Source organism: Streptomyces sp. NBC_00887, from assembly GCF_045207585.1.
The window spans coordinates 9,094,268-9,118,407 of record NZ_CP108788.1 but is presented as its reverse complement, the minus strand read 5'-3'; the positions used below and the strand labels follow the sequence as shown (position 1 = coordinate 9,118,407).

General features: G+C 71.7%; 23 protein-coding genes and 3 pseudogenes. 15 read left to right on the top strand and 11 right to left on the bottom strand.

Translation table 11 applies throughout. The features are described 5' to 3' along the window. Positions 1 to 87: 87 nt before the first annotated feature. On the top strand, positions 88 to 705 hold the full coding sequence (locus OG844_RS41560; RefSeq protein WP_406388133.1) for a hypothetical protein: 618 nt from the start codon (positions 88 to 90) through the stop codon (positions 703 to 705). A gap of 231 nt (positions 706 to 936) precedes the next feature. Further along, positions 937 to 3,369 (top strand): right-handed parallel beta-helix repeat-containing protein, encoded by a 2,433-nt coding sequence (locus OG844_RS41555; RefSeq protein WP_406388135.1) that lies wholly within the window; start codon positions 937 to 939, stop codon positions 3,367 to 3,369. Here OG844_RS41555 and OG844_RS41550 read toward each other — a convergent pair. Further along, on the bottom strand, positions 3,339 to 5,708 hold the full coding sequence (locus OG844_RS41550; RefSeq protein ID WP_406388136.1) for a hypothetical protein: 2,370 nt from the start codon (positions 5,706 to 5,708) through the stop codon (positions 3,339 to 3,341). The genes OG844_RS41555 and OG844_RS41550 overlap by 31 nt on opposite strands. A gap of 236 nt (positions 5,709 to 5,944) precedes the next feature. Here OG844_RS41550 and OG844_RS41545 point away from each other — a divergent pair, with 236 nt between their 5' ends. Then, complete coding sequence (locus OG844_RS41545; RefSeq protein WP_406388137.1) at positions 5,945 to 6,775, top strand: DeoR/GlpR family DNA-binding transcription regulator; 831 nt, start codon at positions 5,945 to 5,947, stop codon at positions 6,773 to 6,775. Between the two features lie 67 nt (positions 6,776 to 6,842). Further along, a complete protein-coding gene (locus tag OG844_RS41540) occupies positions 6,843 to 7,280 on the top strand; it encodes an SRPBCC family protein (RefSeq protein WP_406388139.1) in 438 nt (145 codons plus the stop codon). Between the two features lie 2 nt (positions 7,281 to 7,282). On the opposite strand, the gene OG844_RS41535 is transcribed toward OG844_RS41540, so the two are convergent. Next, positions 7,283 to 8,416: a PLP-dependent cysteine synthase family protein gene (locus tag OG844_RS41535; protein WP_406388140.1), complete on the bottom strand. Its 1,134-nt coding sequence runs from the start codon at positions 8,414 to 8,416 to the stop codon at positions 7,283 to 7,285. Positions 8,417 to 8,655: 239 nt separating this feature from the next. On the opposite strand from OG844_RS41535, the gene OG844_RS41530 reads away from it, so the two are divergent. Next, positions 8,656 to 8,973, top strand: coding sequence for a hypothetical protein (locus OG844_RS41530; RefSeq protein WP_329213767.1), 318 nt, complete (start codon positions 8,656 to 8,658; stop codon positions 8,971 to 8,973). 217 nt (positions 8,974 to 9,190) lie between these two features. Continuing rightward, the gene (locus tag OG844_RS41525) at positions 9,191 to 9,712 is read left to right on the top strand and encodes an ATP-binding protein (protein WP_406388141.1); all 522 of its coding nucleotides are present in this window, start codon (positions 9,191 to 9,193) and stop codon (positions 9,710 to 9,712) included. Between the two features lie 279 nt (positions 9,713 to 9,991). Here the strand turns inward: OG844_RS41525 and OG844_RS41520 are convergent. The 3 genes and pseudogenes from OG844_RS41520 to OG844_RS41510 all read right to left on the bottom strand — a co-directional run. Continuing rightward, positions 9,992 to 10,332, bottom strand: a pseudogene (locus tag OG844_RS41520) (ABC transporter substrate-binding protein); the annotation flags it as partial. Continuing rightward, a pseudogene (locus OG844_RS41515) lies at positions 10,333 to 10,552 on the bottom strand (ABC transporter ATP-binding protein); the annotation flags it as partial. It abuts the pseudogene before it with no gap. Continuing rightward, positions 10,549 to 10,842 (bottom strand): SHOCT domain-containing protein, encoded by a 294-nt coding sequence (locus OG844_RS41510; RefSeq protein ID WP_406388143.1) that lies wholly within the window; start codon positions 10,840 to 10,842, stop codon positions 10,549 to 10,551. The pseudogene OG844_RS41515 and the gene OG844_RS41510, both read right to left, overlap by 4 nt. 199 nt (positions 10,843 to 11,041) lie before the next feature. On the opposite strand from OG844_RS41510, the gene OG844_RS41505 reads away from it, so the two are divergent. The 3 genes and pseudogenes from OG844_RS41505 to OG844_RS41495 all read left to right on the top strand — a co-directional run bounded on the left by OG844_RS41505 (position 11,042) and on the right by OG844_RS41495 (position 13,132). After that, positions 11,042 to 11,611: a TetR/AcrR family transcriptional regulator gene (locus tag OG844_RS41505; RefSeq protein ID WP_406388144.1), complete on the top strand. Its 570-nt coding sequence runs from the start codon at positions 11,042 to 11,044 to the stop codon at positions 11,609 to 11,611. A 35-nt stretch (positions 11,612 to 11,646) separates the two neighbouring features. Continuing rightward, entirely contained in the window at positions 11,647 to 12,228 is a 582-nt protein-coding gene (locus OG844_RS41500) for a DUF4865 family protein (protein WP_406388146.1), read from the top strand. Further along, positions 12,222 to 13,132, top strand: a pseudogene (locus OG844_RS41495) (phosphotriesterase). The gene OG844_RS41500 and the pseudogene OG844_RS41495 overlap by 7 nt, the downstream one beginning before the upstream one ends. Here OG844_RS41495 and OG844_RS41490 read toward each other — a convergent pair. Then, the gene (locus OG844_RS41490) at positions 13,133 to 14,347 is read right to left on the bottom strand and encodes an ROK family protein (protein ID WP_406388148.1); all 1,215 of its coding nucleotides are present in this window, start codon (positions 14,345 to 14,347) and stop codon (positions 13,133 to 13,135) included. A gap of 121 nt (positions 14,348 to 14,468) precedes the next feature. Here OG844_RS41490 and OG844_RS41485 point away from each other — a divergent pair, with 121 nt between their 5' ends. The 3 genes from OG844_RS41485 (at position 14,469) to OG844_RS41475 (ending at position 16,918) form a co-directional block, all read left to right on the top strand. Beyond that, positions 14,469 to 15,695, top strand: coding sequence for an MFS transporter (locus OG844_RS41485; RefSeq protein WP_406388149.1), 1,227 nt, complete (start codon positions 14,469 to 14,471; stop codon positions 15,693 to 15,695). A 79-nt stretch (positions 15,696 to 15,774) separates the two neighbouring features. Continuing rightward, on the top strand, positions 15,775 to 16,143 hold the full coding sequence (locus tag OG844_RS41480) for an SCO4225 family membrane protein (RefSeq protein WP_406388150.1): 369 nt from the start codon (positions 15,775 to 15,777) through the stop codon (positions 16,141 to 16,143). A 22-nt stretch (positions 16,144 to 16,165) separates the two neighbouring features. Next, positions 16,166 to 16,918, top strand: a complete 753-nt coding sequence (locus OG844_RS41475; protein WP_406388151.1) for a maleylpyruvate isomerase family mycothiol-dependent enzyme — start codon at positions 16,166 to 16,168, stop codon at positions 16,916 to 16,918. 33 nt (positions 16,919 to 16,951) lie between these two features. On the opposite strand, the gene OG844_RS41470 is transcribed toward OG844_RS41475, so the two are convergent. After that, positions 16,952 to 17,353 carry a MarR family winged helix-turn-helix transcriptional regulator gene (locus OG844_RS41470; RefSeq protein ID WP_406388152.1) on the bottom strand — a complete coding sequence of 134 codons (402 nt, stop codon included), beginning with the start codon at positions 17,351 to 17,353 and terminating at the stop codon, positions 16,952 to 16,954. Positions 17,354 to 17,478: 125 nt separating this feature from the next. Between OG844_RS41470 and OG844_RS41465 the strand changes: the two genes are divergently transcribed. Next, positions 17,479 to 17,775 (top strand): DUF6332 family protein, encoded by a 297-nt coding sequence (locus OG844_RS41465; protein ID WP_406388153.1) that lies wholly within the window; start codon positions 17,479 to 17,481, stop codon positions 17,773 to 17,775. Here OG844_RS41465 and OG844_RS41460 read toward each other — a convergent pair. From OG844_RS41460 to OG844_RS41450, 3 genes are all read right to left on the bottom strand, one after another. Next, entirely contained in the window at positions 17,736 to 18,401 is a 666-nt protein-coding gene (locus OG844_RS41460) for a response regulator transcription factor (RefSeq protein ID WP_351181442.1), read from the bottom strand. The genes OG844_RS41465 and OG844_RS41460 overlap by 40 nt on opposite strands. Then, entirely contained in the window at positions 18,398 to 19,666 is a 1,269-nt protein-coding gene (locus OG844_RS41455) for a sensor histidine kinase (RefSeq protein ID WP_406388155.1), read from the bottom strand. Before OG844_RS41455 ends, OG844_RS41460 begins: the two co-directional genes overlap by 4 nt. Positions 19,667 to 19,807: 141 nt before the next feature. After that, positions 19,808 to 20,545, bottom strand: coding sequence for a TetR/AcrR family transcriptional regulator (locus tag OG844_RS41450; RefSeq protein WP_406388156.1), 738 nt, complete (start codon positions 20,543 to 20,545; stop codon positions 19,808 to 19,810). Positions 20,546 to 20,670: 125 nt separating this feature from the next. On the opposite strand from OG844_RS41450, the gene OG844_RS41445 reads away from it, so the two are divergent. Further along, positions 20,671 to 21,120: a nitroreductase family deazaflavin-dependent oxidoreductase gene (locus OG844_RS41445; RefSeq protein WP_406388157.1), complete on the top strand. Its 450-nt coding sequence runs from the start codon at positions 20,671 to 20,673 to the stop codon at positions 21,118 to 21,120. A gap of 142 nt (positions 21,121 to 21,262) precedes the next feature. Here the strand turns inward: OG844_RS41445 and OG844_RS41440 are convergent, their stop codons facing one another. Further along, complete coding sequence (locus OG844_RS41440) at positions 21,263 to 22,528, bottom strand: geranylgeranyl reductase family protein (protein ID WP_406388158.1); 1,266 nt, start codon at positions 22,526 to 22,528, stop codon at positions 21,263 to 21,265. Positions 22,529 to 22,723: 195 nt separating this feature from the next. On the opposite strand from OG844_RS41440, the gene OG844_RS41435 reads away from it, so the two are divergent. Beyond that, positions 22,724 to 24,088 carry a dipeptidase gene (locus tag OG844_RS41435; protein ID WP_406388159.1) on the top strand — a complete coding sequence of 455 codons (1,365 nt, stop codon included), beginning with the start codon at positions 22,724 to 22,726 and terminating at the stop codon, positions 24,086 to 24,088. Positions 24,089 to 24,140 lie beyond the last annotated feature (52 nt).

Here is a 24,140-nt window from a genome sequence, read left to right as displayed (position 1 = left end):
GTTGGACGGCGTGAGGTTGCTCTCTCTTCGCTTCCCCAGCACGTGATCAGTGCCGTACCGGGCTATGACGGATACGGAAGGGGGTGGATGACTGTGCGAGCGGTCCTGGGAATCCGGCGGTGGCGGCACAATCCCCTGTGCAGGCCCACCGACCGCCACGAGGCATGGGGGGCACTGGCAGCGATGCTGCTGATGCTGATCGCCGCCCCGGTGCTCGGCTGGGTGTGCGGGTCCCTCACCGATGAAGCCCTTCAGCAGGCAGTGCGCGCGCAGCACGCGCGGCGGCACCTCACCACCGCTGTCGTCGTGCGCGGGCCCTCCGGTGGCTCGCGCTTCGCCGAGGACCCCGAGGCGGCCGTGGCGGAAGGCACCGCGCAATCCTCCGCGGTGGCCCGGTGGAAGGCCCCGGACGGTACGGCCCGCACCGGCAGAGTGTCCGCGGCGTCCGCGGTCACCGCCCCCGGGGAGCGGATACGGATCTGGACGGATGACGGGGGCCGCCCGGTGATTCGCCCGATGGACACATCCACGGCGCGCACCCATGCGGTCCTGGCCGGAATCGGTGCGACCCTGGTCGCGGCGGGTCTGGTGGAAGCCACACGCCGACTGGCCGTATGGCGCATGATGCAACGGCGGTACGGTCGGCTCGACCGGGCCTGGGCCGAAACCGGTCCGGACTGGGGCCGGACCGGGACGGGCAGCTGAGCCCACCGGTGCGCGAGGTCGAGTGCCGGGACGCTACATCTGTTTACGGACCCTCATGAGCAGCCGACTCGTCAACTCGCGTCCGTCGCGCGCGCTACGGTGGACCGGCCCGCCCGACTCCTCGGCAGGCGGGCCCGGCGCTGTCGTGCGGCCGGTGGCACCGGCGTCGCACAGGCATGCGGACAGGCACGAGGCAGCGCACACGGCACGAGGTGGGGGCACAGCAGCACCATGGCACAGGGCACGGTCCAGGTGACGCACACCGGCACATCGCGATGGCGCCGCCGCACGGGCGAATACGCTTCCCTCACCGCAGCCCTGGAGGCCGCAGCGGACGGTGACGTCCTCACCATCGCCCCGGGTACCTACCGGGAGAACCTCGTCGTCGACCGCGCGGTGACCCTGCGCGGCCCCGAGGGATCCGTCGGTTCCGTGCGGATCGCGCCGGTCGACGGCGTACCCCTGACGGTGCGCGCCTCGGCGGTGATCCAGGATCTTCATGTGGAGGGTCAGGATTCCGCCGCCCCGGCGCTGCTCGTCGAGGAGGGCGCGCCCGAGCTTTCGGATCTGCGTGTCGTGACCCGGTCGGCCGCCGGGATCGAGGTGCGGGGGGCGGCCCGGCCCACCGTGCGCCGCTGTACCGTCGACAACCCGGCCGGCGTCGGCATCGCCGTACTCGACGGTGCCGGGGGCGTCTTCGAGGAGTGCGAGATCGTGTCGGCCGGGCAGTCCGGTGTCTCGGTCCGCGACGGGGCGCATCCGAGGCTCGAGCGGTGCCGTGTCCACCACGCCTCCGGTGCGGGGCTGAGCGTGACCGGCGAGGGCAGCGGTCTGGAAGCCGTGGGCTGCGAGGTGTACGAGATCAAGGGCAGCGGGGTGCAGGTCACGGCCCGCGGTTCCGCGCAACTCACCGACTGCACCGTGCACCGCACGTCCGCGGACGGCGTCACGCTGGACACCGACGCGGTCCTCACGCTCGCCGACTGCGACATTCACGACATCCCGGAGAACGCGGTCGACCTGCGGTCCCGCTCCGTTCTCACGCTGACGCGCTCGACCGTGCGCCGGTTCGGCCGCAACGGCCTGTCGGTCTGGGACCCGGGTACCCGTGTCGACGCCAACCAGTGCGAGATCCACGACAGCACGGGCGACTACCCGGCGGTGTGGGTCAGCGACGGCGCCACCGTGATACTCGATTCGTGCCGCGTCCACGACGTACCCGATGCCCTCTTCGTCCTGGACCGGGGTTCGCGCGCCGACGTGGTGGACAGCGACCTGTCCCAGATCCGCAACACGGCGGTGTCGGTGAGCGACGGCGCCACCGCCCAGCTCGACGACTGCCGGATCCGCGAAGCGTCCACCGGAGCGTGGTTCCGCGACCACGGCAGTGGCGGAACCCTGAACAACTGCACCATCGACGCCGCCCAGACCGGCGTCATCGTGACCAAGGGCGCCGACCCGACGATCGAGCGCTGCACGGTCACCTCGCCCGCCGAGGCCGGCTTCTATGTCTCGGCCGAGGGCCGCGGCACCTTCGACACCTGCCGCGTCACCGGGAGCGAGGGCTACGGCTTCCATGTCATGGACGGCTGCCGCTCCACGCTCACCCGCTGCCGCACCGAGCGGTGCGCCCGCGGCGGGTACGAGTTCGCGGAGGGCTCCGGCTCCCCGGGCGACGGGATCGGCGGCGGTCCTGTGGTGAAGGACTGCACCAGCGACGAGAGCGGACTGCGCGGTGCCACTGCCCCGGCCCCGCCGGTCCTGACGGCGACCCAGTCGACGCCCGGCCTGCTCGGTGCGATGCCGGGACAACGCGCCGCCGAGCCCGCCGCCCCCGCTCCGACGGAGCCGGTGCGCGATTCGGGCGCCGTCCTCGGGGAGTTGGACGCGCTGGTGGGTCTGGACAGCGTCAAGCGCGAGGTGCGTGCCCTGACCGACATGATCGAGGTCGGCCGGCGCCGCAGGCTCGCGGGCCTCAAGGCGGCGTCGGTGCGCAGGCACCTCGTGTTCACCGGGTCCCCGGGTACGGGCAAGACGACGGTGGCCCGCCTGTACGGCGAGATCCTGGCCTCGCTCGGTGTGCTGGAGCACGGTCATCTCGTGGAGGTGTCCCGGGTCGACCTGGTCGGCGAGCACATCGGTTCGACCGCGATCCGCACGCAGGAGGCGTTCGAACGGGCCCGTGGCGGAGTCCTGTTCGTCGATGAGGCGTACGCCCTGTCGCCCGAGGACTCCGGCCGGGACTTCGGTCGGGAGGCCATCGACACGCTGGTGAAGCTGATGGAGGACCACCGGGACGCCGTCGTCGTGATCGTGGCGGGGTACACGCACGAGATGGAGCGCTTCCTCACCGTCAACCCGGGCGTCGCGTCGCGTTTCTCACGGACCATCACCTTCAGTGACTATGTTCCCGAAGAGCTGCTGCGGATCGTCGAGCAGCAGGCCGAGGAGCATGAGTACAGCCTCGCGGGCGGAGCCGGGGAAGCGCTGCTCAAGTACTTCACAGAGCTTCCCAAGGGCCCCGCCTTCGGTAACGGCCGCACGGCCCGCCAGACCTTCGAGTCGATGGTCGAGCGGCATGCGGGCCGGGTCGCCCAGCTCGCCGAGCCGAGTACGGACGACCTCACTCTGCTCTATCCGGAGGACCTTCCCGAACTCCCCTGAGTCTCCCCGCCGCCCTGGTGGGGCACCACCGGTCCGAGCCGTTCCAGGAGCGCGGCCCGCTCCACGGCGAAGACCGGGTCGGCCTGGTAGTCCGAGTGCCCCAGAATCGGTTCGGGCAGCGGGTGTTCAGGGGTTCGGCCGTAGACCAGCGGGTCCTTCAGCGGGCCACGGTCCACCTCGGGTCCCTGGCTCTCGTCGATGCGGACGGGACCTCCGATCGGGTCCGTCGCACGCCAGAGGTTGCGCCAGCAGTGTACGGACCGGTGCAGCCCGTCCAGGGGTACCGGTCCGAAGTAGGCGGGGAACCAGCGCCCGTAGAGCCGCTCGATCGGTGAGCCGTAGGTGAGGAGCGCGACCCGGCGCCGCGTCGCGTCGGGCAGCTGCCAGACCGCGGACGCTGCCAGGACGCTGCCCTGGGAGTGGCCCGAGATGACGAGCCGGCCCCGGGTGCGCGCCGTCCAGGCGGACATCCGGGACGACAGGTCGGGCACGGCGCGCTCCGCGTAGCAGGGCGGTGCGAAGGGATGGGCGGCGCGCGGCCAGAACGTGCCGACGTCCCAGAGGATGCCGATCGTGCGCCGGGCGGACACGTCGCGGTAGGCGCGGCGGCCCCAGGTGACGAACAGGACGAATCCGAAGCCGATCATCCAGGAGCCGGTCGACTGCGCCGCCTCGGCGAGCGATTCGACGAGGGGAACCGCACCGTCCATCGCCCGGCCGGGCACCTCACCGGTGAGCCACGACCCGGCGACCGCTCCGGCGCCGAGGAGCAGTGTGGCGCCCGAGACCAGCGCGACGAGCCAGGGGGCGGAGTCGGTGAGGGCCGCCGTGGCCCTGGTGCCCGCGATCCGCCGGGTGCGGGCGCGGTCGGGCCGCGCCTGTTCGTACTCCGCCTCGACCTCGGGTCCCAGCCGACGGGCGCGCAGACCGGTGCGGACGGCCAGCCAGGTGAGGGGGGCCAGCAGGAGCAGCAGCAGGACAGGGATGACGGAAGCCTGCCAGCTGAGGAGCACGGGCGGCCCCTCTATGGTCGAGCCGGCGCCCATGCCGGGTGTACCGGAGCCGTCGAGCCAGTCGGCGACACGCTGGGCGACCCCGCCGGTCATCACACCGCCGAGCGCACAGGCGAGCATGGCCACGGCGGGCCCTCCGAGGCCGTGGAGGGTCGTGCGCGGCTCGGGGATGCGGTGGTACAGGCTCAGCGCCACCACGGCGAGCAGGACGACGAGAACGCACTGTCCGACGGCGAGGACGCGGAAGGCGGTCTCTCCGGGGAGGGTGCCCGAGGAAGCCCAGGCGGGACGGGACCATGCGGCGTACACCGTGCCGACGAGCAGCAGGGCGAGCGACGCCCCCGGCAGCAGGGTGGTGACGGCACGGTCGAGGGTGTTGTCGAGGCGCCGCTCGCTGCGGCCCCGGCGGCAGACCACCGCGACCACCACAAGCGCGCACACGGCGAGAGCCGCCTCGAACAGACCGCCGATCACAGCGGCCACGGGACCGTCGGTGGACCGGTCGTGCCGGGCTGCGGCTCCCCCCACCGCGGCTGCGACGGTGAGGAATCCGGCGGCGGTGTGGGCGGCCCGCAGCCGGGCGACCAGCCGGCGGCCGTACCAGAACCCGGGCCGGCCGAGGGCGGGACGGACCGGTGGTGCGGCGGACGTGGAGGTCTCCGGCGTGTGTGCCGAGTCCTCCCCGGGGTCGTCCCAGCTCAGCGGTCGCTGCGATTCGTACGCGCTCCAGGTGCGGTTGGACAGGTACCAGAGCAGTCCGACCAGGGCCGTGGGCACGAGTGCGGCGACCGCGAGCCGACGTCCGGGCTGGGACCACCAGCCGCCCTGCTCCGTCGACAGGAAGCCGAGCCAGGACCGCCGGCCGGAGCACTCGGGTGCGCCCGCGCACTGCCAGGCCACCAGGTCGAGGGCGACTTCGCAGACCGCGGCGGTCAGCAGCACGGTCAGGCTGAGCGCGATGAGCCGCACCACCATGCCGTACAGCCGCACCGACGCGGTGCGGCCCCGTGCCGTGGGCCGCATCCAGTGGGCGAGGTTGACCACCATGAAGGGGAGCAGCAGCAGCCACAGGGCACGGGAGCCGTTGCCCGAGGTGAGGTTGGCCCAGCAGTAGGCCTCGGCGACGGGTCCGTCCCCATGACGTCCGGGGTGCTGCTCGGCCTCGATGTCCTCGGTACGCCGGTAGATGGCGGCCGTCGCGTCGCCGGTGATCCTGGTCGTACGGGGGTCGCCGAGCATCTCCTGGGGAGTGGCTCCGCCGACGCCGTGGACGAGCAGTTCCAGCGCTGCCCCGGTGCTCTGCGGGGCCTGGGTGGCAGGGGGCAAGGTCGTCTGCTCGCTCTCTGGTCCGCCGGCCTGTCGGACGGCGGGGAAGGGACGGGGGCACGGCGCGGAGCGTCGGGCTGACGCGCAGTCACCACCATGTCCGACGGAGGGGGCCTGCCGCATCGCTCTCACCGAATCTCCCCAGTGACACGGTCGGCAGGGCTGCGTGGCAGGATGAGGGCGTCCCGCAGGCCGGTGTCGGACCTGCGGCCAGAGGGAAGGGACCGGACCCGGCGTTGAGCGAGAACCAGAACCTGCTCGCGGAACAGCGGCGCGCGCTCATCCTCGACGAGGTGCGCAAGCGCGGCGGGGTCCGGGTCAACGAGCTGACCCGCAGGCTGAATGTCTCCGACATGACCATCCGCCGGGACCTGGACGCGCTGGCCCGCCAGGGCGTCATCGAGAAGGTGCACGGCGGGGCTGTGCCGCTGGTCGAGGCGAGTACGCACGAACCAGGGTTCGAGGCCAAGTCGACGCTCGAGCTCAGCGCCAAGGAGGACATCGCGCGGGCGGCGGCGGCGATGGCCGTGCCGGGCAGCGCGATCGCCCTGTCCGGCGGCACGACCACGTTCGCGCTGGCCCGACACCTCCTGGACGTTCCGTCCCTGACCGTGGTGACGAATTCGGTGCGGGTCGCCGACGTGTTCCACGACGCCCAGCGGCCGACGGCGGGAGGTGGGCCCCGGGCCGGAGCGGCCACCGTGGTGCTGACCGGCGGGGTACGCACGCCTTCGGACTCCCTCGTCGGGCCGGTCGCGGACCGCGCGATCGGCTCCCTCCACTTCGATGTGCTGTTTCTCGGGGTGCACGGGATCTCCGTGGAGGCCGGCCTCTCGACCCCGAACCTCGCGGAGGCCGAGACGAACCGCCGCTTCGTGCGGGCCGCACGCCGGGTCGTGGTGGTGGCCGATCACACCAAGTGGGGCACGGTCGGCCTGAGTTCGTTCGCGACGCTGGACGAGGTGGACTCCTTCGTCACGGACTCGGGGCTGCCGGACGGCGCCCGGCAGGAGATCGAGGAGCATCTGCCGGGGCTTGTCGTGGCGGGCGGATCGGCACCCCAGTAGCCGCGTTCCAGGGGCGCCTGGGTTCCGCTCCGCATCCGACGGGCCGCGGACGTCCTAGGATCGTGCCGTGGCCGTCTTCCGGATCGAGCGTTTCACCCCCCTTCCCGCCGCCGAGGCCTGGCGTCGGGTGACCGACTGGGAGGCGCACGCCGGATCCGTACCGATGACGTCGGTCACCGTCCCGACCGGTCTGCCGACGCGAGTGGGGACGGTCTTCGTGGCTCGTACGGGTCTCGGGCCGTTCGGGTTCGACGATCCGATGGAAGTGGTGCGGTGGACGCCGCCGGTGGCCGGCCGTGCCGGGATCTGCCGGCTGGAGAAGCGCGGCCGGATCGTGCTGGGCAGGGCGTCGATCGATGTCCGGCCGACGGTCGCGGGGTCGCACGTGGTGTGGGTCGAGGATCTGCGCGTGAGGCTGCTGCCCGGGTGGGGTGATCCGCTGCTCTCGAATGCGGGCCGCCGGGTCTTCGGGCGGGTGCTCGACGCTCTGCTCGAAGGATCCTGACCTCAGGCGGGCCAGGTGCCGGTGGCCAGGAAGTGGTCGATGGTCCCCGTGTACGGGTCGATGTCCAGGCCCTGCTCGCTCAGCCAGCTGTCGGAGTAGTACTTGTCGAGGTAGCGCTCGCCCGGGTCGCAGAACAGCGTGACGATGCTCCCGGTGCTGCCCTGGCCGACCATCTCCGCGACGAGCTTGAACGCGCTCCACAGTCCGGTGCCGGTGGAACCGCCGGCCTTGCGGCCGATGGCCCGCTCCAGTGCGCGCACGGCCGCGATGCTCGCCGCGTCCGGCACCTTCATCATCCGGTCGATGGCACCGGGTACGAAGCTCGGCTCCATACGGGGCCGGCCGATGCCCTCTATGCGTGAACCGCAGTCGCTGGTGGCCAGGGGGTCGTGCCGGGTCCATCCGTCGAAGAAACAGGAGTTCTCCGGGTCGGGTACGCAGATCTTCGTGTCGTGCTGCATGTAGCGGACGTAGCGCCCGATGGTCGCCGAGGTACCGCCGGTTCCGGCCGTGGCGACGATCCAGGCGGGCGCCGGGTACCGCTCCAGCCTGAGCTGCTGGTAGATGGATTCCGCGATGTTGTTGTTTCCGCGCCAGTCGGTGGCCCGCTCGGCGTAGGTGAACTGGTCCATGTAGTGGCCGCCGGTGCGGGCGGCGAGGGCCGCGGACTCCTCGTACAGCTTCCGCGAGTCGTCGACGAAGTGGCACTGTCCGCCGTGGAATTCGATCAGCCGACACTTCTCGGGACTGGTGGTGCGGGGCATCACCGCGATGAACGAGACACCGATCAGCTTCGCGAAGTACGCCTCCGAGACCGCTGTCGAGCCGCTGGACGCCTCGATGACCGGCTTGCCGCGGCGGATCCAGCCGTTGCAGAGCCCGTAGAGGAAGAGCGAACGCGCCAGCCGGTGCTTGAGGCTGCCCGTGGGATGCGTCGACTCGTCCTTGAGGTACAGGTCGATGCCCCACTGCTCGGGCAGCGGGAAGCGCAGGAGGTGGGTGTCCGCGGACCGGTTGGCGTCCGCCTGGACCTTGCGCACGGCTTCCTTGAGCCAGGCACGGTAGTCGGGATCGCTGCGGTCGATGTCCGTGGTCGTCGCGATCTCACCGTCACGTCTGTGCCCACTGGTGTCCATCAGCGATCTCCTCCTCGTGCCACCGGTACCCGACGCCATCACGATATTCCCCCCACCTGCGCAAACGATCGCTTTGATACCCCATAGCCCTTCCTTGGCCCTGTCGTGGCCGCAGGTGCCCATGGTGCCTGAGATCCTCTCCCGAAACGCACGGTTCCGGCCTGATGCGACCTGGTGCACAGGCCCCGATGCGGGCAGACTTCCCAGCAGAAGCCGGTACAAGGGGGGGCGAAGTCGCCATGTCCGAGGCAGAGTTCAGTGCGAGTGGAGTCAGGATCGAGCGGTGGACCCGTTCCCTGACCCGGGCCGGTCAGGTCGTCGTCAAGGACGGCCGGCTGGCGCTGCTGACCAGTAACGGCCGGGAGATCGACAGCGCCCCGGTGACCACGGTGAGCGCGGGCAAGCGATGGTTCCTGGCGGCGGACTCCGCCGTCGCGCGGGTCAACGGGGTGCGCTACCGGCTGACCATGGGGCAGCGCAACCGCAGGCCCGGCGGGGCCGCTCCGGTGCGCAGGTTCCTGGAGGCGCTGCGCCGCGCGGGCGGGCGGCGGACCTGACGCAACGGTTCCGTACGGACACCGCGAGTTGCGGACCCCAACCCCCTGAGTCACGCTGTTGACACGTCACTGATGGTGTACCGGCGGTGACCGCGCAAGCCGCTCCGCCGGGTGCCGCAGGGCGGACCACGCACGACCAGACCAGAAACAGCAGCGCGCCACACTGCTGGATCCGTTCCTTCGTCTTCTTCCGGACCTATTTCGGGGAGTCGCAGCCGTGATCAGCGAGCCAAGCAGGCACTGCGCGGTGGAGCTCCAGGCCCTGCCGTCGCGGATCGGTCAGGTCCGCAGAATCATTTCGGCGCAACTGCGCTACTGGCATCTCGATCCTCTGATCGACCCGGCAGCGCTCGGCGTCACCGAACTGCTGACCAATGTCCACCGGCATGCACAGCCGGACAAATCGTGCACCGTCGAGATCGAGCTGCTGCTCGACCGTCTCACGGTTTCCGTCCACGACCACGACCCACGGCTGCCGACCGTGTGCGATGCCGATTCGTCCGCCACTTCGGGGCGCGGACTGGCGATGATCGCCGCGGTCAGCGAGAGCTGGGGAGTACGACCGACCGACGACACGGGCAAGGTCGTCTGGTTCACCCTTCCGGCCCCGTCCTTCGCCATCGCACTGTCGCCTCTCCCGGTGTACGGGTCGACGACCGACGGTCCTTTCGGCTCCGGACGGGACACGCTCGTGGAGCACACGGCACAGACTCGGGCCCGGTCGGCCGTCGTCGGCTGACCGGGCGGGGCGAGGGCGTCACTTCCTCTGTCGTGCGCGCTACTCCGTGGCGATCGCGCGGAGCACGTCGAGTCGTGCGGCGCGCCGGGCCGGCCGCCAGCCGGCCAGCGCGCCCGCGGCGAGCCCGACCAGGGCGACGGCCAGCAGCCTCAGCGGCGGCGGTGCGAAGACGAACACCGTGTCGCCGGTGCCTTCCGACGCCTTGACTTGACGGGCACCCAGCCCAGGAGAGCACCGAGCAGCAGGCCGCCTGCCGTGCCCAACCCGGAGAATGTAGGAGACCTGGGCCATGCCGTCCTCCCCGCCGAAGGTGGGCAGGCCGACGACGGTGACACGGACCGGGTCGGGGGTGCGCAGGACGGTGGTGTCGCCGATCTTCAGGCCGCCCGGCTCGGCGGTACCGCGGTTGACGACGACCTTGCCGGGCACAAACGGCGCTCGTCCGTCCACGAGGCGGTACGGATTGAGCTAGGGATCGGCGATCCAGTTCCCGGCGACGGTGGGCGGCCCCTGCCCGCCGATGGTCCGCCGTCTGCTCCCAGGAGCTGCCCCTCCCCCTCGGTCTTCGGAGCGGCTGCCGCGACACCCGGTACCTGTTCGATCTTTCGGACCAGATCGGTGGCCGATCCGGCGGTCAGGGTGTCGAGACCGGCGGCGCAGTGCATCAGGTCGATTTCCCGAAGCCGGAGGGCCCCGTGATCGCGGTGAAGCGGCCGCCCGGGAAGCCGACGCCCACTCCGTCCAGGCCCTGACCTCGGAGTCGCCTGTGCCGTAGACCTTCACGGCGTCGGCGACCCGGGCCGCTGCTGTGCTACCGGTGGTGGTGTCGGCGGTGGTCATGCCGGTCCGTCCTTGTCAAAGCGTCCGAAGGGCTCGTCCAGGACGGAGAGGCGGCGCCAGTACTCGTCCTCGTCGATCTCACCTGTGGCGAACCGCCTGCCGAGGAGGTCGATCGGCGAGTGCTCGCCGGTGCCGCCCCGGCGGACGCCGTGGGACTGCCACGGGCCCCGGCGGCCACGCCGGACGGTGCGGCGCAGCAGGGTGACGACGCCGATGACGACGGCCGCCCAGATGATCGGGAAGAGGAGGATCCAGGGTCCGGGTCCGCCGGAGTGGGCAAGGGTGTTCATCTCGGTCAGCTCCCTCGGTCAGGGGGTTCGTGCGCGTTCTTCTGTCGCTCACGAGCCTGGCTCCGGGAGGGGGTCCGGGGCGTCGTACGGCCGGCGGCAGTGCGCGTACCACTGTGGGAGTACGTGGTGCCCACGCGTCTGCTCCCGGCATCGGTCCCGGCCGCATCCGTTTGTACCTACTGGTATGTACAGTAAGGGGATGAGCACTCCGGACCGTCTGATCGAAGCCACCCAGGAGCTCCTCTGGGAGCGCGGCTACGTGGGCACCAGCCCCAAGGCCATCCAGCAGCGGGCGGGTGCGGGCCAGGGCAGCATGTACCACCACTTCGCCGGCAAGCCCGATCTGGCGCTCGCGGCCATCGACCGCACCGCGGCGCAGATGCGGGAAGCCGCGGGGCGCGTGCTGGACGGACCCGGACCGGCGTACGCGCGGATCTCCCGCTACCTGCTGCGCGAGCGCGAGGTGCTGCAGGGCTGCCCGGTGGGGCGGCTGACGATGGATCCGGACGTCGTGGCGAGCGACAAGCTGCGCGCACCGGTGGACGAGACACTGGCCTGGCTGCGGGGCCGGCTCACCGAGGTCGTCCAGGAGGGCCTGGACGGGGGCGAGTTCACACCGGGTCTCGTCGCGGGCGAGATCGCGGCGGCCATCGTGGCGACCGTCCAGGGCGGCTACGTCCTGGCTCGCGCCTCCGGCTCGACCGCCGCCTTCGACTCGGCGGTCACGGGGCTGCTCTCCCTGCTCACCGCACGCACCCCGTCGGCCTGAGCCGCGAAGACGGTTCCCTGCCCGAGGAGTTACCGATGCACGCCATGCAGTACGAGATCACCCTGCCCGCCGACTACGACATGGAGATCATCCGCGGACGCGTCGCGACGAGGGGGCACCTCCTCGACGCCTTCCCTGGCCTCGGCCTCAAGGCGTATCTGATCCGGGAACGCGGCGCGGCGTCACCGGTCAACCAGTACGCACCGCTGTATCTGTGGTCGGCCCCCGAGGGCATGAACGCCTTTCTCTGGGGCCCCGGTTTCCAGGGCGTCGTCGATGACTTCGGCCGCCCCGAGGTGCAGCACTGGACGGGACTCGCGTACCTGGACGGGCCGGCCGCGGGCGCGTCCGCCCGTATCGCGGTCCGCCGCCGGGTGCGGGTCGCGGACACGGTCCGGCCCGCCGGGGCGGTCGAGGCCGCGCTGGAGGAGGCCCGACTGCTGGCCGCGTCTCCCGGGGTCGTCGCCACGGCACTGGCCGTGGATCCGCGCCGCTGGGAGCTGCTCCACTTCACCCTCTGGGAAGAGGAGCCCGGCGCGGCCCCCGGTGACCGCTTCGAGGTGCTCCACGTGTCGGCGCCGGAGCGCGACCGGCTGGGGCGGGACAGGCAGTGGTGACCGCGGTCCGCACCGTCCTCGGATACATCCCCGCCGAAGACCTGGGTGTCTGCGACGCACACGACCACCTCTTCATCCGCACCCCGCTGCTGCCCGGCCAGGAGCTGGACGACCCCGGGCGGGCACAGGAACCGCTGCACGGATTCCACGGGCTCGGGGGCCGGTCGGTGGTCCGGTGGACTCCGTACGGGATGGGCAGGAAGCCCGGGGACCTCGTGGCACTTTCCCGTGCGACCGGGGTCCAGGTCGTCGCGGCCACGGGACTCCATCAAGCCGCCCATTACCCCGAGGAGTTGCTCGGCCGGATCCTGCCGGAGCCGGAGGCCCTGTTCGTCCGGGAGCTCACCGAGGGCATCGACGGTACGAAAGCGCGGGCAGGACGATCAAGGTGGCCGGATCGTTCCACGGCATCGACGCCCACGCCCGGCTCACCATGACGGCGGCGGCAGGTGCCCATCAACGGACCGGCGCACCGATCGCCGTGCATCTGGAGCTGGGTACGGGTGCGCTGGACGTACTGGACCTGCTGTGCGGGGAGTCGGGGGTGGATCCGGGGCGGGTCGCCCTCGGCCACCTGGGACGGTTCCCCGACGGCGTGGTGCAGCGCGAGGCCGCGCGGGCGGGTGCGTTCCTCGCGTTCGACGGCCCTTCACGGGCCAACCACGCCACGGACTGGCGGCTGCCGGACCAGCTCGCGGAGCTCGCCGATGCCGGCTTCGGCGGCCGGCTGCTGCTCGGTGGCGACACGACCGTGCCCGGGACACCGGGGATGCCCGACCTCCTGCGGAGGCTGCGTCCCCGGCCGGAGCAGGCCCTCGGAAAGGACCTGTTGCACTCGGTCCTTGTCACGGCCCCGGCGCGCGCCTTCGCGTTCGCCGCCCCGAGGCGGGGCCCCCGCCCCTGATCAGGTGAGGGCGGCCAGCGGGTCGTCGAGCACGGGCTGCCAGGCCAGCTCTGCGGCGCCGACCAGGCTGTTGTGGGCCAGCGTGCAGGACAGGATCGGCACGCTGCCGCTGCGCCCCCACAGGCTGCGGTCGGCGACGACCGCACGGAGCCGTTCGGGGTCGGCCTCGAGGAGGTCGCGGTGCAGTCCGCCGAGGATGATGCGGTCGGGGTTGAGGATGTTGACGAGCCCGGCAAGGCCCAGGCCGAGCCGGTCGATCAGCTCCTCCGCCGCGGTCCGTACGCAGGGGTCGGCGTACTCCGTGCGCAGCAGGTCGCCGGCCTGTTTGAGGAGCGACTCCTCGGGACCGGGTTCCCGGCGCGCCGCGGTGAGGAAGGCGAGGGGGTCCGTCTCGACGTCCAGGCACCCGCGTCCGCCGCAGTGGCAGGGCCGCCCCTCGGGGTTCACCGTGAGATGTCCCACTTCCAGGGCGAGTCCCGAACTCCCGCTGTGCAGGCGCCCGTCCAGGACGAGCGCACCGCCCACGCCACGGTGTCCGGTGGCCACGCAGAGCAGGTGCTGGGCGCCGCGTCCTGCGCCGTGCCGGTGCTCGGCGAGGGCGGTGAGGTTGACGTCGTTGCCGGTGAACGCCGGTCCGGTGATTCCGGCCGCGCGCACGCAGGCGGTGAAGATCTCCCGGACGGGGGCACCCGCGGGCCAGGCGATGTGCAGTGGGTTGAGGGCGGTGCCCTCGGGTTCGGCGACGGCCGAGGGTACGGCGAGCCCTGCTCCGACGCAGCGCAGTCCGCTGTCCCGGAGCAGCCGGGCACCGGCTTCGACGACCTCGCCGAGGACCTGGGCGGGATCGGCCATGACCGCGACGCAGCCGGGTGCGGTGGCGACGATCCTGCCACCGAGCCCGACGAGCGCGGCACGGAAGCCGTCGGAGTGGACCTGTGCGGCGAGTGCGACCGGCCCGCCGTCCCTGACGGCCAGCCGGTGCGAGGGGCGGCCCTGCGAACCGGCGGCGGAGCCGGGGCTGGAGTCGACCCGGATCAGCCCGAGCGCCTCCAGCTCCGCGGCCACCGCTCCCGCGGTGGCGCGGGTGACACCGAGTTCGGACGTCAGCACGGCGCGCGTGGGCGCGCGGCCTGTGTGGACCAGCTCCAGTGCGGGTCCCAGGGCGCTGCGGCCTCTCTCCAACTTCTGCCGGGTGGTGGTCGACTTCCCGTTCATGGGGGCGAGTCTCCCATGATCCGGAGCCGCCGCCGACGCCCGTACGCCCCACATCGTTCACCGGACGGTCACGGGGTTCGCCATGTTGCGTACGGCGTCCGCGCGGCCCTATGCTGAGTTTGTGCCGCAACTAAACAAACTGCGGACGGCCCTACCGGGGGGACTTGGCGGAGACACCGCCCCACCCCCGTCGGCCCGCCTCCGTACCGCGCTGACCGTGTTCTTCGCCCTCGACGGGTTCCTCTTCGCCGGCTGGGTGGTCCGCATCCCGGCCATCAAGCACCAGACCGGAGCCTCCCCCTCCACTCTCGGACTCGCCCTGCTGGGAGTCTCCGCGGGTGCGGTGATCACCATGATGCTCACCGGAAGGCTCTGCCGGCGATACGGGAGCCATGCCGTCACCGTGGTCTGCGGCGTGCTGCTCCCGCTGAGCATCGCCCTTCCCGCGCAGACGCATTCGGTCCTCGCCCTGGGGCTGGTCCTGTTGCTGTTCGGAGCCGCTTACGGCGGCATGAACGTGGCGGCGAACAGCGCGGCCGTCGATCTGGTCACCGCCATGCGCCGCCCGGTGATGCCGAGTTTCCACGCCGCTTTCAGCCTCGGCGCCATGGCCGGCGCCGGGCTCGGCGGACTGGTCGCGGGTGATCTGTCGCCCTCGACGCACCTGTTCGCCCTCGCCGGAATCGGGCTGCTCGTCACTGCCGTCACAGGCCCGGTACTGCTGCGCCACCGCCCGGCCACCGCCGTCACCGCCCCGAAGGGGACCTCCGGCACACGGGAGCGCCCGCAGCGCATGGACGGCCGGGCCCGCCGGATCGTCATCCTCTTCGGCGTCATCGCGCTCTGCACGGCGTACGGCGAGGGCGCGCTGGCCGAGTGGGGCGCGCTGCACCTCACGCAGGACCTGCACGCGAACCCGGGACCCGCGGCAGCCGGTTACTCCCTGTTCGCCCTGACCATGGCCATCGGCCGGCTCACCGGCACCACGCTCCTCGAACGGTTCGGGCAGACCCGCACCCTGGTGGTCGGCGGGACGACGGCCGCGGCGGGGATGCTGCTCGGAGCCCTCGCCCCCACGCTCTGGCTCGCCCTGCTCGGATTCGCCGTGACCGGCCTCGGCCTGGCCAACATCTTCCCCGTCGCGGTCGGCCGGGCGGGCGCGCTGGCCGGTCCCAGCGGAGTGGCTGCCGCGTCGACGCTCGGCTACGGCGGGATGCTGCTGGGACCGCCGGTGATCGGCTTCCTGGCCGACTGGTTCTCCCTGCCCGTGGCGCTCACGACGGTGACGCTGCTCGCCGCGACCGCCGCACTGCTGGGCTTCGGCGCACGCCGCGCAACGCACACATGAGCGAATGAGTAGGCGTACTCAGGCACGGACGGCTTCCCCGGCGCACGATGGAGACATCAACCGACCACGGGGAGCGGACATGAGCCACCAGTTGATGACCAAGCGGCAGCTGCGCACACTGGCACGACTGACATTCGGCAACACGGCGTCACGGATCTACCTCGGCCTCGTCCTGGCGGCCACGGTCTTCGTGGCGGTGGACACGCTGTTCGTGGCCCACGAGGATGCTTCGTTCGCCGGGGTCTGGGTGTTCTTCCTCGCGGCGCCGACGGTCTTCGTCTTCCTCGTCGGCAGCTCCATGGCCGGCGCCGACACGGGCGGTCCGGCCTGGTTCGTCTACCTTGCGCTGATCGTGTCCGTCCTCGTGCAGGCCTGCGCCCTCGGCTGGTTCGCACGACTGGTCCGCCGTGGCGGCCGGAGCCGCTCCGTCCACCCCCAGGGCGCCTGACCCACCTGGCACAATCTCGGCCGTGGAGATAACCGAGCACATCGCATCCCTCGCCGGTGAAGGCCGTCTGCTGGCCGGAGCCGCCGGCGAGGCGGGCCCGCACGCACCAGTACCGACCTGCCCCGGCTGGCAGGTGCGCGATCTGCTGAGACACACCGGCATGGTGCACCGCTGGGCGACGGCGTTCGTGACCGAGGGCCACCGGAGTTACGTCCCGGAGGGCGGCGAGCCCGATCTGGACGGCGACGAGCTCCTCGACTGGTTCACGGACGGGCACGCGCTGCTGGTGGAAGCACTGAGAAACGCGCCCGACGACCTCGACTGCTGGGCCTTCCTGCCCGCACCGTCCCCGCTGGCGTTCTGGGCGCGCAGGCAGGCGCACGAGACCAGGATCCACCGGGTGGACGCCGAGTCGGCGCGCGGCGGGGCACTGACACCGGTGTCGGCGCCCTACGCCGTCGACGGCATCGACGAACTGCTGACCGGCTTCCACGCCCGCCCCAAGAGCCGGGTGCGTTCCGGCACACCCCGCACCATGCGGCTGCGTGCGCTGGACGCGGACGCGGTGTGGACCGTACGGCTGTCCGCCGAACCCCCTCAGACAGTGCGGGGCGCCGACGCGGAGGCGGAGCAGGCCGACTGCGAGGTGAGCGGAACCGCCTCGGAGCTCTGTCTGGCCCTGTGGAACCGGCTGCCGCTCTCGTCCCTCGTGGCGAGCGGGGACAAGGAGGTCGCCGCGCTGTGGACCGGGAACTCCGGAGTCAACTGGTCGTGAACGCCCCGGCCGCCCCGGACCGGACGGTCCCGCTCAGCCGCGGTGCTCGCCCAGCATCCGGGCGAGCACCGCGCGCTGCAGCGGCCTGACCTCCGTGTGGCGGGTCCGGCCCTTCTCCGTCAGCTCGACCCGTACGCCGCGACGGTCCTCGCTGCACATCCCGCGGCAGACCAGCCCGTCCTTCTCCAGCCGGGCGACCAGCCGGGACAGCGCACTCTGGCTGAGATGGACCCGGGAGGCGAGTTCCTGTACCCGGTAGGCGGCTCCGCCGTCGTCGGCCGCGCTCTCCGCGAGGACGTCCAGCACCTCGAAGTCGCTGGCTCCCAGGCCGTGCTGGTGAAGGGCGCGATCGAGCTCGGAGAGAGTCCTGGCGTGCAGCGCGAGAAGAGCCCGCCACTCGTCGACGAGCACCCGGTCGGACGTGTTCGCTGGCATGTCCGCACGCTAGCAGAGCACCGGGTGGTCGTTGCATCGGAATCATATGCACGCGCATGGAACTCCGGGGGCGGTGGCCGCAGGGGCTCCTTGCCGCCGGCCACCGCTCCTGTGACACTTCGGACATGGGGCGACGCACTCAGGCGGACCGGGACGCGATGACGGTCGAGATCGGCTACGCGCTGGTGAGCGGAGCCCTGGTGGCCGCGGCCACGTTCGCCGGGATCTTTCTCCCTGCCCTGTTCCTCGATCTGACGTCCACGGGTGAGCGCGTCCTGTTCCGCATCGGCGCCGCGCTCGGCTCCCTGACGTTCGTCGTACGCGTGGTACACGTGCTGTGGCGCTTTCCGCGGGCGCCGCATGAGCAGCGCGTGCCGTCCGCTCAGCCGAGCCAACCGGGCCGCACGAGCCCCGACTCGTAGGCGAGCACGACGAGCTGGGCCCGGTCACGGGCGCCCAGCTTCACCATCGCGCGGCTCACATGCGTCTTGGCGGTGAGCGGACTGACGACGAGCCTGCGGGCGATCTCCTCGTTGGAGAGCCCGATTCCGACGAGGGCCATCACCTCCCGTTCCCGCTCGGTCAGTTCGTCCAGGGCGGTCGCCGCCGCGGGCTCCTTGGACCTGGCCGCGAACTCGGCGATCAGGCGGCGCGTCACTCCGGGCGAGAGCAGGGCGTCGCCGCCCACCACCGCCCGTACCGCGCGCAGCAGTTCCTCGGGTTCGGTGTCCTTGACCAGAAAGCCGGAGGCCCCGGAGCGAATTGCCTCGAACACGTACTCGTCCAGCTCGAAGGTGGTGAGCATGACGACCTTCACCTCGTGCAGCGCGGGGTCGCCGGTGATGGCGCGCGTCGCCGCGAGGCCGTCCAGATGCGGCATGCGGATGTCCATGAGCACCGTGTCGGGCCGTAGTTCGCGTACGAGGCGCACCGCTTCCGCTCCGTCGGCCGCCTCTCCCGCCACCTCGATGTCGGGCTGGGCGTCCAACAGGGCCCGGAAGCCTGCCCGGACGAGCAGCTGGTCGTCGGCCAGCAGTACGCGGATCACGATGTCTCCTCCGTGGGTCGGGCCGGATCCCGTGAGGCCGACGGCAGCGGGAGCTGGGCCCGTACACGGAAGCCCCCGTCGGGCCGTGGCCCCGCGTCGATCGTGCCACCCAGCGCGGCGGCACGCTCCCGCATACCGACAAGACCGTTGCCGCTGCCCCCGGCGTCGCCGCCGGTCGCGGGTCCCTCGTCGTCGATACGGAGCCGGATGCCCTCGCTCCCGTACGCGATCCGGACCTCGGCACTGCGCGACCCGGAGTGCCGCACCACGTTCGTGAGCGCCTCCTGCACGATGCGGAAGGCCGCGAGATCGGTGCCGGGCGGGACCTGGCCCGGCGCCCCGTCCGTCTCGACCGTGACGGTGAGGCCCGCAGCAGCGGCCTGGTCGACGAGTTCGGGGAGCCGGGCCAGACCCGGGGCAGGGGCGCGGGGGGCGTCGCCCGGGGCGCGGAGGTTGTCGAGGACCTGACGGACCTCGCCCAGTGCCTCCTTGCTCGCGGACTTGATGGTGGTGAGAGCGGTGCGGGCCTGTTCCGGATCCGAGTCGAGCAGCGCGAGTCCGACACCGGCCTGGACGTTGATGACGGAAATGCTGTGGGCGAGGACGTCGTGCAGTTCACGGGCCATGCGCAGCCTCTCCTCGTCGGCCCGCCGCTTCTCGGCCGCCTCGCGCTCCGCCCTGGCCGCGGCCCACTGCTCACGACGTACCCGCAGCAGCTCGGCGGCCGCGACGATCGCCACCACCCAGGCGGTGACGAACGCCTCCTGCCCCCAGGGGGCGGAGTCGTCCCCGTCCGGCGGCAGCCACCGGTACAGCCAGTGCGACATCAGCACATGGCCCGCCCACAACGCGCCGAGCGACCACCAGGCGGCCTTGCGGTGCCCCGAGACGATCGCACTGAAGCAGCCCACGGCGACGGCGAGGAACACCGGGCCGTAGGGATACCCCAGCCCGAGGTAGACGAGTGTCGCCGCCGACGTCCCGGTGACGGCCACCACCGGGTGCCGGCGCCGCACGAGCAGTACACCGACGGCTGCCGACAGCAGCAGCCGCGCGAGGAGGTCGACCGATTGACGGTCCTGGCCCTGCGCCGCGAAGGCGGTGCCCGCCATCACGAACACGCCGAGCGCCACGGTCGACGGCCACGGCAGCCGGGCGGCGTACCGTGCCCGCACGCCGGACAGCCACCGCGGCGGCCCCTCGCCCCTGGGGCCGCCCGGTCCCCTGCGGGGGGCCGCGCTTCTGCGCGCTCGCTGCTCGTCCATACCGGCAACGCTAGACGGACGGGCCCCCGCCGGGCGTCAGCCGGGCGTGGTGATGACGCGTACTCCCTGTGGAGTACCTCGCCCGGGCGGGCGGGGTGTTTCTGCGGGGTCCGCCCTTCAGGCCTGCACCGGCGTACCGCGTCAGGACGCCGCTCCGCCCGCCCGGTCGGCCGCGGTGGCCCGGCCGTCCAGGAGGCCCACCGAGCGGGCGAGGTCGTGGGCGCCGCGGCGGAACAGCAGGTCCCGCGCCTCGACGACCCGGTTGAACTGGCCGAAGACCTCGAAGGAGATCAGGCCGAAGAGCTGAGCCCACGCCGGGACGAGCGCGGCGACGACGCCGGGCGGGAGGTCGGGGGCCAGGTCGGCAGCCATGCGTTCGGCCTCGGGGCGCAGCTCGCCGGCCAGCGGCGGAACGGCCAGACCGTCACTGAGGAAGGCCTCGCGGACGAGCCCGATGAGGACCAGGCCCACGCGCGACGCGGGGCCGATCGTGTCCTGCGGGGCGGTGTAGCCGGGGACGGGCGATCCGTAGATCAGTGCGTACTCGTGGGGATGGGCAAGAGCCCACTCCCGTACGGCACAGGCGACGGTGGTCCAGCGGGCGGTGTGCGGTCCGGTGGAGCCGCCGGGCGTCGCGCGAGCCGCCTCGGCGGTCTCGCCGACCGCGCCGTACGCGTCGACGATGAGCGCGGTGAGGAGATCGTCGCGGCTGGGGAAGTAGCGGTAGAGCGCGGAGGAGACCATGCCCAGTTCGCGTGCGACGGCGCGGAGGGAGAGCTTCGCCGCGCCGTCTACGGCAAGCTGTCTCCTCGCCTCGTCCTTGATGGCGGCGGTGACCTCGATGCGAGCTCGTTCCCTGGCTCCTCGAATGGTGCTCATGGCTTCATTCTGACACGGAACGGATCACTGACCAACAACGAGAGCGGTGCTCTTGCCTTTGAGCACTCATCACGTGCACACTGATCTCAAGAGAGAGCAGCGCTCACGTTTGCGAAGGGGATCTCATGTCCGCACACGTTCAGAAGCCCGGCTGGTTCACCGTGAACATCCTCAACCGGACGGTCGCATGGATCACCCGGCGCGGCATCAGTGTCTGGGGATCCCGCGTCCTGGCGGTCCGTGGCCGCAAGAGCGGCGAGTGGCGCCGCACGCCGGTCAACCTCCTGACCGTGGACGGGCAGCAGTACCTGGTCGCACCCCGCGGCCACGTCCAGTGGACGCACAACATGCGTGCGGCGGGCGGCGGCGAGCTCCACCTCGGGAAGAAGAGCACGGCGTTCACCGCCACCGAGGTTCCTGACGACGAGAAGCCCGACCTGCTGCGCGCCTACCTCAAGCGCTGGAAGGCGGAGGTCGGCGTGTTCTTCAACGGCGTCGGCCCGGACTCGTCCGCCGAGGAGCTGCGCCGTATCGCCCCCGACCACCCGGTCTTCCGCATCACGGTCAAGGGCTGAGCGGCTGAGGGCCGAGGCAACGGAGGGCCTAGTCGGCTGCCGGCTGACCGGCTGACCGGCTGAAACACCCTCAGCGAGCCGAGGCGCCGCGCCCCTGCGACGGAAGACATCAAGGAGCCGAGGCCCCCCGTGAACGGGAGCCTCAGCGAACCGTGGAATCCTCGGAGACCGACGCCTGCTCCCGGAGCTCCCTGCGGTCCATCGCCGACAGCGCCCGCTGTGCCATCGGGTGCGAGCGCACCAGCTCGGCCAGCGACGTCGTCCCCCGGGCGACCCCGGCGAACGCGGTCCAGGCCGGGCGGAATCCGGTCAGCACCGCGTGGAGAACTCCCGGGCGCCGCTCGAACAGCTTGAGCATGCGTCGGCCGACCCCCATCTCGACGCCCAGACCCGCCTTGATCGCGAACGCGTAGTTCAGGGCCTGGCGCCGTGCATCGACAGCGTCGTGCGCCTCGGCGATCCGTACCGCCCACTCACCGGCGAGCCGTCCGGACCGAAGGGCGAACGAAATACCTTCCCTGGTCCACGGTTCGAGCAGCCCGGCCGCGTCGCCGCAGACCACCACCCTGCCGCGGGAGAGAGGCGAATCGTCGCTGCGGCAGCGGGTCAGGTGACCGGAGGAGATCTTCGGCTCGAACCCGGCAAGCCCCAGCCGCCCGATGAAGTCCTCCAGATACCGCTTGGTCCCCGCGCCGTCGCCGCGCGCCGAGATCACCCCGACTGTCAGCGTGTCGCCCTTCGGGAAGACCCAGCCGTAACTTCCCGGCATCGGGCCCCAGTCGATGAGCACCCGCCCCGCCCAGTCCTCCGCGACCGTCTCCGGAACCGGGATCTCCGCCTCGAGGCCGAGGTCCACCTGGTCGAGCTTCACCCCGACGTGCGCTCCTATGCGGCCGGCACTGCCGTCCGCACCGACGACCGCCCGCGCGAGAACTGTCTCCCCGTCGGACAGCACCACGGCGACCGTACGCCGGTCGGGCACCGCGGGGCCGTGCTGCTCCACCCGCGTCACCGCCGTACCGGTGCGCAGCTCGGCGCCCGCCTTCTGCGCCTCCTCCACCAGACCGGCGTCGAACTCCGGACGGTTGATCAGCCCGAAGAGCATGCGCTTGGACCTGCGGGTGCGCGACAGCTTCCCGTTGAGCGAGAAGGTCACCGCGTACACACGGTCCCTCAGGGGCAGTTCGAACCCCGGGGGCAGGGCATCCCGGGAGAATCCGATGATTCCGCCGCCGCACGTCTTGTAGCGGGGAATCTCCGCCTTCTCCAGCAACAGCACCCGACGGCCTGCGACGGCTGCCGCATACGCCGCGGAAGCCCCGGCCGGACCCGCACCGACCACGACGACGTCCCATACCGACGACGACTCTTCCGGCTCACGTCCGGCGTCTGCGTTCTCGCTGCTCACGATGTGCTTCTGCTCCCGATCCCGACCAGTGGCCCCAGCTGCTCACGGCATCCTACGGCGCGTTGCGGCCGCGCCCCGCTGTGGGAGGATCAGCCATGATTTCGTCGTACACGCAACGTCGCGACCCCGGCGTCGCCCACCGTGGCGTACACACCGCGCCACAGACCTAACGTCGTACCCACCAGGAGCGTGCCCATGACCGCCCGTCCGATTTCCGAGACCGTTGCCTCACTGATGCCCCGCGCGAAGGCGGAGCTGACCGAGCTGGTGGCTTTCCGGTCGGTGGCGGATCCCGCACAGTTCCCGAAGAGTGAGTGCGACGCGGCGGCCGACTGGGTCGCCGACGCGCTGCGGGCCGAGGACTTCCAGGACGTCGCCCTGCTCGACACCCCGGACGGAACCCGCTCCGTGTACGGCTTCCTGCCCGGACCGGCCGGCGCGCCGACCGTGCTGCTCTACGCGCACTACGACGTCCAGCCGCCGCTGGACGAGTCCGCCTGGATCTCCCCTCCGTTCGAGCTGACCGAACGTGACGGCCGCTGGTTCGGCCGGGGCGCCGCGGACTGCAAGGGCGGCTTCATCATGCATCTGCTCGCGCTGCGCGCCCTCAAGGCGAACGGGGGCGTGCCGGTCTCCGTCAAGGTGATCGCGGAGGGCTCGGAGGAGCAGGGGACGGGAGGCCTCGAACAGTACGCCGAGGCGCACCCGGAACTGCTCGCCGCCGACACGATCGTCATCGGTGACACCGGGAACTTCCGGGTCGGTCTGCCCACCGTCACCTCGACGCTGCGGGGTATGACCATGCTGCGGGTGCAGGTGGACACCCTCGAAGGGAACCTGCACTCCGGGCAGTTCGGCGGCGCGGCCCCGGACGCGCTGGCCGCGTTGATCCAGCTTCTGGCCTCGCTGCGCGCCGAGGACGGCACGACGACGGTCGACGGGCTGACGTCGGACGCCGAATGGGACGGACTGCAGTACCCGGAGGATGAGTTCCGCAAGGACGCCAAGGTGCTCGACGGCGTGGAACTGATCGGCACCGGTTCGGTCGCCGACCGGATCTGGGCGCGGCCCGCGGTGACCGTCATCGGCATCGACTGCCCGCCGGTGGTGGGTGCCACACCGTCGCTGCAGGCGAGCGCCCGGGCTCAGGTCAGCCTGCGGGTGCCCCCGGGCCAGGACGCCGCGGAGGCGACGAAGCTGCTGACCGCCCATCTCGAGTCGCACGCCCCGTGGGGCGCGCGGGTCTCCGTCGAACTGGTCGGCCAGGGCCAGGCGTTCCGCGCCGACATCACCAGCCCGGCGTACACCTCCATGGCGGAGGCCATGCGGGCCGCCTACCCCGGCGAGGAGATGCAGTCGTCCGGCATGGGCGGCTCGATCCCGCTCTGCAACACCCTGGCCGGGCTGTACCCCGAGGCAGAGATCCTGCTGATCGGGCTGAGCGAACCCGAGGCCCGGATCCACGCGGTGAACGAGAGCGTGTCCCCTCAGGAGCTCGAGCGCCTCTCCGTCGCCGAGGCGCTGTTCCTGCGCAACTACGCGGAGTCGAAGAAGGCCTGAGGGAGCGCGCCTTCGAGCACCCGTCGCCCGGAGCGGATTCCGGGCGACGGCC